Source organism: Hungatella effluvii (assembly GCF_003201875.1).
Classification (GTDB): domain Bacteria; phylum Bacillota; class Clostridia; order Lachnospirales; family Lachnospiraceae; genus Hungatella; species Hungatella effluvii.
Genome location: NZ_QJKD01000004.1, coordinates 377543 through 394011 on the forward strand (window position 1 = coordinate 377543; position 16469 = coordinate 394011).

Annotated in this window: 9 protein-coding genes; 3 read left to right on the forward strand and 6 right to left on the reverse strand. The window is 44.1% G+C overall.

The window, feature by feature from the left end:
• Positions 1 to 111 precede the first annotated feature (111 nt).
• The 6 genes from DFR60_RS30360 to DFR60_RS10335 form a co-directional block, all read right to left on the reverse strand.
• Complete coding sequence (locus tag DFR60_RS30360) at positions 112 to 288, reverse strand: DUF6774 domain-containing protein (RefSeq protein ID WP_002605224.1); 177 nt, start codon at positions 286 to 288, stop codon at positions 112 to 114.
• Positions 289 to 500: 212 nt separating this feature from the next.
• Positions 501 to 1037 (reverse strand): rubrerythrin, encoded by a 537-nt coding sequence (gene rbr / locus DFR60_RS10315; RefSeq protein ID WP_110322818.1) that lies wholly within the window; start codon positions 1035 to 1037, stop codon positions 501 to 503.
• Positions 1038 to 1195: 158 nt separating this feature from the next.
• Positions 1196 to 1738: an NADH peroxidase gene (locus tag DFR60_RS10320; RefSeq protein ID WP_002605222.1), complete on the reverse strand. Its 543-nt coding sequence runs from the start codon at positions 1736 to 1738 to the stop codon at positions 1196 to 1198.
• A gap of 118 nt (positions 1739 to 1856) precedes the next feature.
• On the reverse strand, positions 1857 to 2252 hold the full coding sequence (locus tag DFR60_RS10325; protein ID WP_002605221.1) for a Fur family transcriptional regulator: 396 nt from the start codon (positions 2250 to 2252) through the stop codon (positions 1857 to 1859).
• A 139-nt stretch (positions 2253 to 2391) separates the two neighbouring features.
• Positions 2392 to 3330: a LysR family transcriptional regulator gene (locus DFR60_RS10330; RefSeq protein WP_110322819.1), complete on the reverse strand. Its 939-nt coding sequence runs from the start codon at positions 3328 to 3330 to the stop codon at positions 2392 to 2394.
• Positions 3327 to 4052 (reverse strand): phosphatase, encoded by a 726-nt coding sequence (locus DFR60_RS10335; protein ID WP_110322820.1) that lies wholly within the window; start codon positions 4050 to 4052, stop codon positions 3327 to 3329. The genes DFR60_RS10330 and DFR60_RS10335 overlap by 4 nt, the downstream gene beginning before the upstream one ends.
• A gap of 273 nt (positions 4053 to 4325) precedes the next feature.
• On the opposite strand from DFR60_RS10335, the gene DFR60_RS10340 reads away from it, so the two are divergent.
• The 3 genes from DFR60_RS10340 to DFR60_RS10350 all read left to right on the forward strand — a co-directional run.
• Positions 4326 to 5516 (forward strand): phosphopentomutase, encoded by a 1191-nt coding sequence (locus tag DFR60_RS10340; RefSeq protein WP_110322821.1) that lies wholly within the window; start codon positions 4326 to 4328, stop codon positions 5514 to 5516.
• A gap of 331 nt (positions 5517 to 5847) precedes the next feature.
• Positions 5848 to 6741: a hypothetical protein gene (locus tag DFR60_RS10345; RefSeq protein ID WP_110322822.1), complete on the forward strand. Its 894-nt coding sequence runs from the start codon at positions 5848 to 5850 to the stop codon at positions 6739 to 6741.
• 13 nt (positions 6742 to 6754) lie between these two features.
• Positions 6755 to 16469 (forward strand): InlB B-repeat-containing protein (locus tag DFR60_RS10350; RefSeq protein WP_110322823.1); only part of this gene is annotated, 9715 nt, incomplete at its 3' end.

Consider the following 16469-nt stretch of genomic DNA (forward strand, 5'->3'; position numbering starts at 1 on the left):
TTAGAATTTATTTGATATACTGCTATTGTAGCATGGCATGGCCGTTATCGCTATGATATTTCCGGCGAAGAGCTGTAAAAAATTATGAGCCCTGCATTCCGGAGGAAACTTTTACTTTTTTGTATCCTCCGGAGGACAGCATAAAGCCTGATGCGCGGAAATCGTGGCAAGCGTATCGCCCAGCTGTGAGAGGATAGACGCGAGAAGTGCTATTTCATCGGCACTTTTTCCTTCGGCAATGCAGCAGGCCAGGCTCGATATGGAGATTACTAATTCACAGGATTGCATATGGATCACCTCCTGACAGATTATGCGGTTCAGATCAGAAATAGAATGCAGAATCAGGCAGAACGGGCCTTATCGCAGGCAAAAAAAAATAACTCCCAGCGGAAACGGATCTGTCTATTACGATCCATTTCCATTGGGAGTTATTTTTCAAAAATACTGGTTATTCCGCCGCCTGCACAGCGTATTCCGCAGTCGCTTTTATGGATTAAGAATTAATAATTCTCAACTTTTCTTTCAAAATAAGCCTTCGGATGTGCACATGTCGGGCATACTTCAGGAGCTTCCGGTCCTTCATGTACGTATCCGCAGTTACGGCACTTCCAGCCAAGAGGAGCGTCGCCCTTGAAGGTCTTATCGTTCTTTAAGCTGTCAAGAAGCTTTAAGTAACGTTTCTCATGAGCGGCTTCCACTTTTCCAACAAACTCAAATTTGATGGCTAACTCTTCAAAGCCTTCTTCTCTGGCTTCCTCAGCCATTCTCTTGTACATATCGGTCCACTCGTAGTTTTCACCTTCCGCTGCGTCTGCAAGGTTTTCTAAAGCGTTGCCGATGCCATGGAATTCTTTGAACCACATTTTAGCGTGCTCTTTTTCCTGATCTGCTGTCTCCAAGTATAAAGCAGCCATCTGCTCGTAACCGGCTTTTTTCGCTACAGAAGCATAATATGTATATTTATTTCTTGCCTGAGACTCGCCTGCGAAAGCGTCCATTAAGTTCTTTTCTGTTTTTGTTCCTGCATATTTAGACATGTGATAAACCCTCCTGATTATTTTTTTCTTTAGTGTCAATGAACCCGACTGTTCAATGAGTGAATTCGTTCCCGATCCGGATCTCCCGGCGGAAAACCAGGGAACGGTATAATCAAGCTATGCCGTTCCCTGAAGATGGTGAAGTGAATATTTATGAATTAGCCAAAGTATCTGTCAAGCAGACCCTTGAATGCTTTGCCATGGCGAGCTTCGTCTCTTGCCATCTCATGTACGGTATCATGAATTGCATCAAGGTTTAACTCTTTAGCACGTTTTGCTAAGTCAACTTTACCTGCAGTAGCGCCGTTCTCAGCAGCAACTCTTAATTCAAGATTCTTCTTTGTGCTTGCAGTTACACACTCGCCAAGTAATTCAGCGAATCTGGAAGCATGATCAGCCTCTTCGTAAGCTGCCTGCTTGTAGTACATACCAACTTCCGGATAGCCTTCTCTGAAAGCAACTCTGGACATAGCTAAGTACATACCAACCTCAGAACATTCACCCTCGAAGTTTGCTCTTAAATCTTTGATGATATCTTCACGAACGCCCTGAGCTACTCCTAATTCATGCTCAGCTGCCCATGACATATCCTCTTCCTGTAATTTGAACTTCTCAGCCGGTACTTTACATACTGGACAAAATTCCGGAGCAGTCTCTCCTTCGTGAACATAACCGCATACTGTACAAACCCATTTCTTCATAATTCATGTCTCCTTTTCATTTTTATATATTTGTTTTTATTGAACTTGTTTTGTTGTAATCAATAACAGTAATGATTACTGATATTAATTTAGCACATCTTTCTGCTTCTGTCAATACTTATTGCAAATTTTTTTCTAAACAATTTTTGCAGGTACCATAGAAAAAGATTGTATGGCTGTCAACATGGCCGTCCGCATATTCCTGAGCCAGTTGGTTGATGTTATCCAGGGTTTTTAAAGGCAGGTCGTAGACCTGGCCGCAGTCCCTGCAAACGAAATGATAGTGCGGTGAAGTGTCTGCATCAAAATGATCTGCCCCATCTCCACATGTCAGCTTCTGAATTTCCCCCAACTCCACCAGCAGGTTTAAATTGCGGTAGACAGTCCCAAGGCTGATGTTTGGATATTCTTCGCGGATTGATGTGTATAGGGCGTCGGCAGTCGGATGGTCATGCCTGGCCATCAAACAAGACTTGATGGATTCCCGCTGACGGCTATACTTCAATGTCTTCATAGCAGCTCCTTTGCATTAAAATAGTAATAATACTGATAATGGTTACTATTTAATAATACACCACCAAAAGATGATTGTCAATGCTGTGAAGGTCGAAAATGCAGGTAAAAACGTAGTTTTTCTGTTATTAAAACAGTTTTTATATGTTTTCCCTGGCGATACGGATAAATTCTTCCGTAGCCTGAGACAGATAGCGGCCTTTATGGTAGCCGAAGGCCAGAATTCCGTGTGTGCGCCCTTTGGGAAGGGAATAGAAATTGAGTCCCTTTTTATTCTTTGGCAGATCGGTCATGAGCCCGGTTCCCGACATGAACATCTTGGGATAAAAGGTGATTCCCATCCCTTTGCCCGCCAGAGCCAGTACGGTTTCGATATTTTCCGTTTCAAGAACGATGGAGGGCGTGATCTGTGCATCCTCAAAAATTTCGTCGGCAATGGTCCGGACGCGGTTTCCTTTATTAATAAGAAGATATGGACAATCTTTTAACAAACGCACGTCCACATTTTCTTCCAGCTGACTCTTGATTTCCTCCTGGCGGCCGGGGAAAAAGCTGTCCAGGATCTGATCGGGAACGATGAGAAGAATCTCCTCTTCACAGATCGTGACAGTCTCCACATTCTCTGCTTTAAATGGAAGCAGGTCGATAATCAAGTCGATGTCTCCCCGAATCAGGGAAGTACTTAACTCCGACGAATTGCCTTCTACCAGGTGAAGTTCGATGTTCGGAAACTTTTCACGGTAGACCGGCAGGATGGCGGGAAGGAGAAAACGTCCCCGCGTGTGAGAAACCCCGATGGATATCTGACCGGTGGTAAAATCCTTAATATCGGCCAGCTGGCGGTAAGTCTCATCCTTTAGTTCCAGCAGCTGTTTGGCGCGCAGCTTCAGCGCTCTTCCGGCATAGGTGAGTGTCAGCGGTGTCGTCCGGTTGAACAGCTGGACGTCAAACTCCTTTTCCAGATTGGAAATATGATTGCTTAATGACTGCTGGGATATATAGAGGCGTTTGGCTGCCCGGGTGATGTTAAGTTCCTCGGCCGCTGCCAGAAAATATTCCAGATTCAGAAAGTTTATCATAAGCACTCCTTCAGCCTGGGGATATACGGAAGCAGACGGTCCAGAGAACCGTTTACAATCAGCTCTTCCGGGAAGCCGGTCTCTTTAATTAGCTCCCAGGCAAGTTTATGATTTCCCACATCAGCCTCGATGTGGGCGTCGCTGTCAATAATGACAGACGCTTTATAGTGTTTACATAAATCCAGCATAATCCGGTAGTTTTCTTTTGCGTGGAGCCGCATGCTTGTCGAGTGCAGCGAGCTGCTGTTGAGCTCCAGCAGCGTGTGGTGTTCCGCGGCGGCGGCTACAACCGTGTCATAGTCAATAGGAAAACGTCCGTCATCCGGGTGGCCGATGATTTTAACATAAGGATTTTTGATGGCCCCTAAATAGGCATTTGTATTTTCTGCAACGGTACCGCATTTGTAGCAGGGCTCGTGGATGCTTGCGATCGTGTAATCGAGACGTTCCAGTATGCCTTCCCTTAAATCAATACGGCCGCTATAATCCAGAATGTTGAGTTCAGACCCCATCAGTATCTTTACGCCGAACAGGGTGCGCGGTATGACTTTAAAATTAATAAAATAAAATTCATGACAGGTTCCCGGCATCTTCGGCGCATGATCTGTCGAACCGAAAAGCGTGAGACCCTTCTCTGAGGCAGAGCGTGCCATCTCATAAAGTGTGTTGTATGCATGGCCGCTTGCAGTGGTATGGGTGTGTAAATCCATGATATCTTTCATAAATAACGTATGGAGGCCTGCGCCTCGTCTCCTTTTTGTTATACAATTTGTGTCTGCCTAAAATGTAATCTTTCTAATTACAAATATACCATATTCTGGATAAAAGTAAACAGAATTGTCACCAAAAAAACAGATCGTTTATCTTACCCCAATAATAATAGAAAAAATAATTCATTAAGACATTTGTCCTTTTATAAAATGTTTGTTATGGAGTATAATACCAATATTGAACCAATATAAATAGTGTTGCAGACAGAAGGAGAATGATACAATATGGAAAAATATCGCAGAATTTTTACCATTGTGCTGGATTCCCTGGGAATCGGAGCGATGGATAATGCGGCGGACTATGGCGACGTGGGGACGGATACGCTGGGACATATCGATGAGCGGATGGAGAGCTTCCACATACCGAATCTTGCAAAAATGGGAATTGCAAACCTGCATCCCTTAACTCATGCAGAGCCGGCAGAGAAGCCGCTGGCCTATTACACAGAACTGAATGAAGCCAGCACCGGCAAGGACACGATGACCGGACACTGGGAGATGATGGGACTTCATATTACGAAGCCATTTCAGACATTTACCGAGCACGGATTTCCGAAGGAACTGATCGAGGAACTGGAAAAGCGCACGGGACATAAGATTGTGGGTAATAAGTCGGCCAGCGGAACAGAGATTTTAGACGAGTATGGCGAGCATGAGATCGCGACCGGAGACATGATCGTCTACACCTCTGCCGATTCTGTGCTTCAGATCTGCGGAAACGAGGAGACCTTCGGACTTGAGGAGCTGTACCGCTGTTGTGAGATCGCCAGGGAGCTGACGATGAGAGACGAGTGGAAGGTGGGCCGCGTGATTGCCAGACCGTATGTGGGCAGGAAGAAGGGCGAGTTCAAACGGACTCCTAACCGCCATGACTACGCGTTAAAGCCCTACGGACCAACCGCACTGGATGCCTTAAAGGCAGCGGGATACGATGTGATAAGTATTGGCAAGATTAAGGATATCTTTGACGGTGAGGGAATTACAGAGGCTTATAAGTCACAGAGCAGCGTACATGGAATGGAGCAGACCATCGAAGTCATGGATAAGGATTTCCACGGCCTGTGCTTCGTAAATCTGGTGGATTTCGACGCGCTGTGGGGACACCGCCGCGACCCGATCGGTTACGGTAAAGAGATCGAGCGGTTTGATGAGAAGCTGCAGATCGTTCTGAGCAAGTTAAAAGAAGATGATTTACTGATCTTAACGGCTGATCACGGCAATGACCCGACCTATACCGGTACGGATCATACGAAAGAGAAGGTACCATTTCTGGCATACTCTCCTTCCATGAGCGGAAGCGGAAGAATCCCGTCAGAAGATACCTTTGCCGTAATCGGAGCTACCATCACAGACAATTTCGGGGTTACAATGCCGGAAGGAACGATTGGAAAATCGATACTTCAGGAATTGAAATAGAAGAGGCGTGCCAAGATTTGTAACTGTCCATGAGAACAAAACTGAATAAGAGCTTTCAAATGAGCGGCGGAAATACGTGAGGAGATGTAATCTCCCGGTATTCCCGCCGCTTTTTTGCGTGTTCAGACACTCATTTCATGTGTTTTTTAAGGTTACGGTTACACATTACAAATAATTTTAAATTATTTTCAAAAAAACTTGAAATGTAACCAATTTGTAACCAATATGGTATATACTGGTTACAGACACTGGGTAAAACTATATTTATTTGAAGAAAATGTAATGAAAATAGATAAACAAAAGCTCTGAACAGAGAGAGAAGGAAAAATTTATGACGATAGCAAAGATGAGTATGAACCGCAACTCTTCCCGCTACTTCAAGATATCGGTAAATGGATTTGAGAATGGCTGTATGAGCGGCATCATATATCACGCAGGCACGGCGCCGGGGATCCGGTTTGAGAATTACCTGGAGATGATGCTTCATATGAACCGGATATTCGACGAGTTGGCGAATCCGAAGAGAACGATGGATTACCGGAGATTTGGCGGAACGAAGCTTCCTGAACCTCCCATACAGGAATACGATCAGCTGGAAGATGGAACGCTGGCCACATTTAAACTCAACGTAAAGTACAGATACAACACGAGCTGGCAGGGAGAGATCTCCTGGCTGGAAGGGCAGGAAAAACAGGAATTTGAGAGCTTTCTTCAGATGACCTACTGGATAGAACAGGTACTGAACGGACCGGGCGATCGGGGGCAGCCGCAAAAGATCTCAAATGTCTGCCAGATCGCCGTAGACTCCTTTGAGGGCGGTCTGCTGGCAGGAAGCGTTCAGAACGCCTTCCTCAATTATTTGGAAGATTTTACAGGAACCATAGCCCTGGCTGATGCCATGGGGCATTTTATCGGACTTGGCAGTCTGAAGGACGACGATTCCGGAGGACAGAATGAAGACATCAGGATTATACCGGATAAGATGTGGTCCGTTTACCGGGAAGGCGGGAAAGAAGCCACCTTTCTGATAAAGATCCTGTTCCGGGAACATTCGACCTGGCAGGGCGTTATACGCTGGAGGGAAACCGGTGAAAAACAGGCCTTCCGAAGTTTCATGGAGCTGGTGCTCCTGATGACCTCCGCACTGGAAAGCAGTGACGGACGGATTTTATATGAAGACAGATATCTGCATAAAAATAGAGAGAGTGCCCTAATGGAAGGGTAAGAGAGGGGAAGCTATGAAGGGATTAAAGAAAAAGTTAAAAAGAGGTTTGGCAGGATTCCTGTCATTTGTTCTTACAATGACCTCATTTAACATGGTGTCATGGGCGGATGTGGCCGCTGCTTTTGAGAAAGAGAATGCTACATTTGTGATGAGCGGAGAGGATTTGAGAGACTCTGCGCAGGCAGCCATTGATAATGGCGATGAATTTAATTTTGAGGACCTCGGCGTGGATACGTCCGACCGAAGCCTTGCAAAGGAATATCAGAGGCTGTTTGAAACAGGTTCTGTATTTGAGTTTGCACCGGCTTACGATATGGATGAAGAGGAATATGCAGACGGAGCAGAGCTTCGTATGTTTATCCGTATTAACGGCGATCCCGAAGGATATCAGATTACAGGCGATGAGGATATCATCTTCCTGTATATCAATGATTCTGATGCGAGAGTGACATTCCGTTCCAGAATTGACGGATATACGACTCAGAAGGTAACTGTAAAGGGGAATTCCACTTTACTGGATGCGGAAGCACCGACTGCACCGGTTGGCGGTGAAGGAAACGGTAACGGAGGCGCTGGCGGCGCGGGTACGAACGGCGCGGCTGGCGGCGAAGTACAGAACCCGGATGAGAATGCAGGCGGGGAAAATGGAACGGTTGACGGAACGGTTCAGAATCCTGACGGAAATGCGGCTGATGGAAGCGTAGAGAATCCGGACAGCAATGCGGCTGATGGAAATGGTACCACAAGCGGCGAAGTACAGAACCCGGATGCGAATGTGGACGGAGAGATCGACGGAGAAGGCGCGGCAAACGGTGAGGTTCAGAATCCGGATGCAGGCTTAGACGGAGAAAATGGAAATGCAGCAGATGGCGTTCAGAATCCAGATGCTAATGTAAGTGATGGAAACGGAACAAATGACGGAACGGTTCAGAACCCGGATGCAAACGCAGATGGGGAAAATACCGATCATTCCAATACAAATACAGGAAAAGAAGAACAGGTTCAGAAGCCGGAAGACCATACCGGAACGAACGGCGGCGCGCAGAATAGCGATACGAACAAGACCGAAGACGGCGGAAAGGCCGAAGCGGGGAATTCTGAGAGTGGAGCTTCCAATGGTGGGGCGGCATCTGATGGCGGGGCTTCGAACGGTGGGGCATCTGATAGTGGATCTTCGAACAGCGGGGCGTCTGACAGCGGCTCTTCTGACAGCGGTTCCGATCAAGGGGACTCTCTGGTATCGGCAGCGACTTTAAACCGTCATTATACTCATATTCTTACAACTGCAGTCAATGGTGATGCGGGAAGTAAGGAGAGCGACAAGGTATCTTCTGATGAAGGCAAGGAAGATGAGAAGAAGGATACGGCTAATGCTAATGCTAAGGATGAAGGACAGTCTGATAAGACAGATCAGGCAGATAGTGTAGATCAGGCAGATAAAGTTGATGCCGCAGATAAAACCGATAAGGCTGATAACGCTGATAACGCAGAAACCAGCGATAAGCATGATAGCGAGGATGTTAATAGCAATACAGATACAGAAGACGGCAGCAACAGCGGCAATGCTGATAAAGGTGCTGTAGTGACTCCTGACAACGGAGAAAACCAGAATCCTTCTGAGGATAAGGCAGATGACCAGGGCGAAGTTTCCAAACCGGACGAAGGCCAGGGCGATGCTGTAATTGATGATATTTCTGATAAGGATAATGCTGATAAAGATAATGCAGACAAAAATGCTGCGGAAGATAATAAGGCAGACGATACAACAGTTGATGGAAAGGATCATGCTGCTAACGGAGAAGACGGAAAGAAGAACGATTCTCTGGTAGTGGATCCTGAAGCTGATGAAAAAGAAGAAGTATCGAAAACAGGAACCACCAGCGGCAAGACCTATGGCCAGGTAGTATTGGATGAGTCCTATTATGCAAAGGCCTATGTTACTACTTTGAATAAGCTGCATATCGATGTGTCTAAAGAAGGCTATGCCGTTACTTATGCGGTTACACCAGTTGGTACGGCTACTGTAAAGGGCGCTAAGAATGTAGAAGAAGGAAAAGATTTAACATTTACCGTAAAACCACAGGTTGGCTATGTCATTGACCATGTAACTGTAAATGGAGAAACCCTTGAAGCAGTAGAAGATGACGAAGCTACTGATTCTAATGCAGATACAGGCGTAAAACGGTTTGTTGTTCCGGAGATTGTGGAAGAACAGGAAATCGTTGTGGTGATGGCGGAGATTGGGGAGCATCCGGAATTTAATTTCAGCAAGACTCTGGGTGATGTAGTCGTGAGCCTTCATGCAGAAGAAGGAATTCTGCCGGCAGGAACTGTGGCGAAGGTGACGGAAGTTACGGAGAAGGTTGAGGAGGCTGTTAAGGAGAAGACGGCAGAGGAGACTGGTGAAGATACTTCCGCGAATACGGTTTTGGCTTATGATATTAAGTTGTTTGTGGAGAATGAAGCAGGTGAACTAAAGGCTCTGGATAATAGCTGGAGTGAAAATGGATATGTAGAGGTTACATTTGCTGGTAAGGCAATTGAAGAGAAGAGTGCGGAAGCTGAAAAGGTAGAAATTACTCATATTGATACCGGTGATGTTGATGCAACATCTGAAAGTGTTGAAAAGGTCAGCGTTGAAGAAGTTGAAAAGGTCGAATCAGTATCTGACGCGGTAGACGTAACCGATAATAATTCGATCGAGATGATTGCTTTTGAGGCAGAACATTTTTCAATATATGCAATATATTTTACCAGCGGAAGTATGGCTGCAAAAATTAGAACTATGAGCATTGACGGAAAATCAATTGGTAACAATAATTATGTTGGAGACTGGTGGAATCGTTTTACACTTACAACTTCGGGTTTGATGATTTCCAATATTGCTCAAGATATAAAAGATAATGAAAGTGAGGCTTTTAAGTCCTATAAATTTGTGAAGGCAACTATTGGCAACCAATATGACGGTGAATCTGTGCTTCGCATTCGTCAGCAGTCAAACAAAAAATATAAATTAGAATATTCAACCGGAAACATTTGGCAGAGTTTCAATAGTAATGAAGATCTCTATTTTTGGTTTGAGCCAATAACAATAACGGTGACCTTTGATCCTAATGAGGATTATGGAGGCACTGGTGAACCATTTACCGTTACAGTGGGTGACGAGGGGAAAATTATAACACCCGATAATCCTTTTGCAAATAAAAACGGATATGAGTTTGTTGGTTGGCATGGTGAAAAGTCTGGCCATCATGATGGTACAGGAATGCTTCAACAGACATTTATTGAAGGCGTACAGTATCCGCCGAATATTGATAATAAAACCAATACTATTACCAGTGATATAACACTATATGCTACGTGGCTTAATAAGAAAGGAACAGATGGCCAGGAGGCTAAATTCTTTATTAGAACAGACGGGAAAGCTCCTTTTGAACCTAATGGATATGGAGCAAGTGATTATTATCCGTCAACCACACAGACACAGTTAATTGGTACCTTAAGGAATAAAACAGAAATAAATAATAACCCTGAAATGGTTACAGCTAATATTTTAAAAGAACCTTCTGGTACGGCTATAGCGGCAGCGGCCCAAAAAGCAGGAAAAAGTTTTAATCCAGATACGCAGAAAGTTCTATGGTACGTAATTAAAGATCAGGGAGATTGGCATGTCGACGGTATTGTAGTAGATAAAAATACTTATTCTGTAAGATACTGGCCAAATGGTGGTAATGAAAATGTTCCGCCTACGCAGAATTATAGCGAGGGAACCACTGTGCGTGTAAATTATAATAATATACCTACACGCATAGGATATGAATTCTTAGGCTGGGATACAGATAAAGAATCGACATCACCTCGATATGTATCAAACGGCACAAACAATTCTTTTGTAATAAAAGATGCTAATGTTGACTTGTATGCAATATGGAAACCAAAAGATGGTATTCCATTTACTGTAGAACATTATACACAGCAGTTAGATAAAAGTTATCCACAAAAAGCGACTGAAATAGCAACCAAATATTCTACTACAGGAACTATTGTAAAGGATGATGATTACAAGAAAACAATTCCAGGATTTACGTATGCTTCCGGAATTGAGGATAATATTACAGAGGCGGAAGTGCAAGGCGATGGTAGTACTGTATTGAAGTTATATTATACCAGGAATACAGATACTCCTTACACAATAGAACACTATCAGCAGTCCGTTGATAATCCTGAGGAATATGAACTGGTAGAGACTGACACAGAGACCGGTTTAGGAGTAACTGGAGAGAAGGCTACGTTTACGCCTAAAGATTACACAAACGACGGTTTTGAGTATAATGCCGCTTTAACAACGCCTGCAGATAAAACAATTACAGGTGACGGAAAACTTGTTGTTAAATTGTATTATGACCGGAAAAGTTATAGTGTAAAATATGAATATACAGGAAACGTACCAGATGGTGTAAGTTCTTTGCCTCAGGCAAAAACATACAGAGTCGGGGAAGATGTAACAATTGCCGCCGATGCAGCTGCCAAAGGATATAGCTTTAGCGGTTGGAAAATTAATGGTAATGATGCTGAAATGTTTAAGATGCCTGCTCACGATATAAAGATAACGGGAAGCTTTGGCGTTAATAGTTATACAGTAACCTATAAAGTAGACAATTCCACATATGGTGTGGTAGAAACGTATCAATATGGCGAAAATGTTTCTTTAAGAGAAAAACCAGTAAAGGAAGGATATTCTTTTAAAGGCTGGAGTCGTGACAGTGGATTTACAATGCCTGCAGAGAACGTGGTAATCGAAGGACACTTTGAGATCAACAAATATACGGTAAGATATGAAGTAGATGGAGTTCTCTACGGGGAAGAAGAATCGTATGACTTTGGCGAAATGGTTGAGATTAGAGATGAACCGACAAAAGACGGGTATACGTTCAGCCATTGGAGTCGAAAAGAAGCATTTTCGATGCCTGCAAATGATGTTGTAATTAATGGAAAATTCAGTATTAACAGCTACAAAGTGACATATAAGGTGGACGGAGTTCTGTACGGAGGTACCGAGACTCATGAGTATGGAAGTGCAGTAACGCTGAGGGCTGAACCTAAGACGGAAGGTTACACATTTAGTGGCTGGAATCGTGAAAATAACTTTACGATGCCTGCAGAGGATGTAGTAATCGAAGGAAACTTTAAGATCAACAGCTATACGGTGACGTATAAAGTTGACGGTGAGATAAGCGGTGAAGCAGAAACTTATGAGTATGGAGCAGTAGTAACACTGAGAGAGGAACCTACAAAAGAGGGTTATACGTTCAGTCACTGGAGCCGTGAGTCAGGATTTACGATGCCTGCAGAAAATATAGTGGTTGAAGGACATTTCGAGATTAACAGTTATACAGTTACCTATAAGGTTGATGACCAGTTATATGGAAAGGTAGATACCTATAAATTTGGAGAAGATGTAACACTGAGAGATGTACCAACGAAAGAGGGATATACCTTTAGCGGCTGGAGCGAGACCAGTGGGTTTAAGATGCCTGCAAAAGATGTAGAGATCAAAGGAAACTTCAGCATCAACGATTATATGGTAACCTATAAGGTAGACGGAAAGGTTATTGATGAGAAAAAGCACCAGTATAATGAAGAGGTAACCGTAAGAGCAGACGAAACGAAGGAAGGCTATACCTTCGGCGGCTGGAGCAGTGAAGATGTCAGGCAATCATTTATCCAAAGATTACTGTCTTCTTCTATCGCGGGAAAGACGTTCCGTATGCCGGCGAAGAATGTGGTAATTGAAGGACATTTTGCTGTTAACAGCTATACAGTGACCTATAAGGTAGACGGAGAACAATCCGGAGAAATAGAAACCTATGAATACGGAAAGCTTGTAACAATCAGAGAAGACCTGGAAAAAGAAGGACACAAGTTCAGTGGGTGGAACCTTAAGGAAGACTTTACCATGCCGGCCGAAGATGTAGTGATTGTAGGAAGCTTTACTGCAAACGAGTATACGGTAACTTATTGGGTAGACGGTACACCTTATGAAGCAGTAGAGACATATCTGTATGGAACTGCTGTGAAGCTGAAAGAAGCCCCGAAGAAGGAAGGCTATACCTTTAGCGGCTGGAACCGCAAAGAAGATTTTACGATGCCTGCAGAAAATGTAGTCATTAATGGATCGTTCAGCATTAACAGCTACAAGGTATCGTATGAGGTAGATGGAAGTGCTTATGGTAAGGAAGAAACGTATGAATACGGAAGTTCCGTAACACTTCAAAAAGAGCCGGAGAAGGAAGGATATACCTTCAGCAAATGGGATCATGAAGACGGATTTGCGATGCCAGCACATGATGTAGTGATCAAAGGAAGCTTTGAAATCAACAGCTATAAAGTGACATACAAAGTGGACGGAGAGCAGGCAGGAGAAGCGGAAACGTATGAGTTTAATGCGCCTGTGACTCTGAGAAAAGCCCCAGAAAAAGAAGGATATACCTTTGACGGCTGGAGTTATGATACCGGATTCAATATGCCAGCAAAAGATGTAGTAATTGAAGGAAGCTTTACGATTAACAATTATACCGTGACGTATTTTGTAGATGGAGAGCAGACCGGAGAAACAGAAACCTACCAGTATAATCAGGAAGTCACTGTAAAAGCGGACGCAGAAAGAGAAGGCTATACCTTTAGCGGCTGGAGCAGTGAAGATGTGAAAGAGAACTTTATTCAGAAACTGCTTTCAAACTCCATAGCGGGCAGGACGTTCCGTATGCCAGCAAAGGATGTTGAGATAGAAGGAAGCTTTGACATCAACAGCTACAAAGTAACGTATAAGGTAGATGGAAAGCCGGTTGGAGAGGTGGAAACGTATAATTACGGAACGCTGGTAACGGTAAGGCAGAGCCCGGAGAAAGAAGGTTATACATTTAGTGGCTGGAGCCGTACGGAAGCATTTGAGATGCCAGCGAGAGACGTAGTGATTGAAGGCTCTTATAAGATCAACAGCTATACCGTAACGTATAAGGTAGACGGAGAGCAGTATGGAGAGACGGAGACCTACGAGTATGGTGCGGCGGTAACGCTGAGGGAAAAGCCATCCAGGGAAGGCTACACATTCAAGGGATGGAGTTATGAGAATGGATTTAAGATGCCGGCTGAAGACGTCGTGATTGAAGGTTCTTATCAGATCAACAGCTATACAGTAACGTATAAGGTAGATGGACAGCAGTATGGAGAGCCGGAAGTATATAAGTATAACGAATTAGTCCGGTTGAAATCCGAGCCGACAAAGGAAGGTTATACATTTAGCCACTGGAATTACGGTGAAGATTTCCTGATGCCTGCAAAAGATGTTGAGATCGAAGGAAACTTTGGAATTAACAGCTATACCGTAACGTATAAGGTAGATGGAGTCCAGTACGGAGATACCGAGACTCATGAGTATGGAAGCGCAGTAACGCTGAGGGCTGAACCTAAGACGGAAGGTTACACATTTAGTGGCTGGAATCGTGAAAATAACTTTACGATGCCTGCAGAGGATGTAGTAATCGAAGGAAACTTTAAGATCAACAGCTATACGGTGACGTATAAAGTTGACGGTGAGATAAGCGGTGAAGCAGAAACTTATGAGTATGGAGCAGTAGTAACACTGAGAGAGGAACCTGCAAAAGAGGGTTATACGTTCAGTCACTGGAGCCGTGAGTCAGGATTTACGATGCCTGCAGAAAATATAGTGGTTGAAGGACATTTCGAGATTAACAGTTATACAGTTACCTATAAGGTTGATGACCAGTTATATGGAAAGGTAGATACCTATAAATTTGGAGAAGATGTAACACTGAGAGATGTACCAACGAAAGAGGGATATACCTTTAGCGGCTGGAGCGAGACCAGTGGGTTTAAGATGCCTGCAAAAGATGTAGAGATCAAAGGAAACTTCAGCATCAACGATTATATGGTAACCTATAAGGTAGACGGAAAGGTTATTGATGAGAAAAAGCACCAGTATAATGAAGAGGTAACCGTAAGAGCAGACGAAACGAAGGAAGGCTATACCTTCGGCGGCTGGAGCAGTGAAGATGTCAGGCAATCATTTATCCAAAGATTACTGTCTTCTTCTATCGCGGGAAAGACGTTCCGTATGCCGGCGAAGAATGTGGTAATTGAAGGACATTTTGCTGTTAACAGCTATACAGTGACCTATAAGGTAGACGGAGAACAATCCGGAGAAATAGAAACCTATGAATACGGAAAGCTTGTAACAATCAGAGAAGACCTGGAAAAAGAAGGACACAAGTTCAGTGGGTGGAACCTTAAGGAAGACTTTACCATGCCGGCCGAAGATGTAGTGATTGTAGGAAGCTTTACTGCAAACGAGTATACGGTAACTTATTGGGTAGACGGTACACCTTATGAAGCAGTAGAGACATATCTGTATGGAACTGCTGTGAAGCTGAAAGAAGCCCCGAAGAAGGAAGGCTATACCTTTAGCGGCTGGAACCGCAAAGAAGATTTTACGATGCCTGCAGAAAATGTAGTCATTAATGGATCGTTCAGCATTAACAGCTACAAGGTATCGTATGAGGTAGATGGAAGTGCTTATGGTAAGGAAGAAACGTATGAATACGGAAGTTCCGTAACACTTCAAAAAGAGCCGGAGAAGGAAGGATATACCTTCAGCAAATGGGATCATGAAGACGGATTTGCGATGCCAGCACATGATGTAGTGATCAAAGGAAGCTTTGAAATCAACAGCTATAAAGTGACATACAAAGTGGACGGAGAGCAGGCAGGAGAAGCGGAAACGTATGAGTTTAATGCGCCTGTGACTCTGAGAAAAGCCCCAGAAAAAGAAGGATATACCTTTGACGGCTGGAGTTATGATACCGGATTCAATATGCCAGCAAAAGATGTAGTAATTGAAGGAAGCTTTACGATTAACAATTATACCGTGACGTATTTTGTAGATGGAGAGCAGACCGGAGAAACAGAAACCTACCAGTATAATCAGGAAGTCACTGTAAAAGCGGACGCAGAAAGAGAAGGCTATACCTTTAGCGGCTGGAGCAGTGAAGATGTGAAAGAGAACTTTATTCAGAAACTGCTTTCAAACTCCATAGCGGGCAGGACGTTCCGTATGCCAGCAAAGGATGTTGAGATAGAAGGAAGCTTTGACATCAACAGCTACAAAGTAACGTATAAGGTAGATGGAAAGCCGGTTGGAGAGGTGGAAACGTATAATTACGGAACGCTGGTAACGGTAAGGCAGAGCCCGGAGAAAGAAGGTTATACATTTAGTGGCTGGAGCCGTACGGAAGCATTTGAGATGCCAGCGAGAGACGTAGTGATTGAAGGCTCTTATAAGATCAACAGCTATACCGTAACGTATAAGGTAGACGGAGAGCAGTATGGAGAGACGGAGACCTACGAGTATGGTGCGGCGGTAACGCTGAGGGAAAAGCCATCCAGGGAAGGCTACACATTCAAGGGATGGAGTTATGAGAATGGATTTAAGATGCCGGCTGAAGACGTCGTGATTGAAGGTTCTTATCAGATCAACAGCTATACAGTAACGTATAAGGTAGATGGACAGCAGTATGGAGAGCCGGAAGTATATAAGTATAACGAATTAGTCCGGTTGAAATCCGAGCCGACAAAGGAAGGTTATACATTTAGCCACTGGAATTACGGTGAAGATTTCCTGATGCCTGCAAAAGATGTTGAGATCGAAGGAA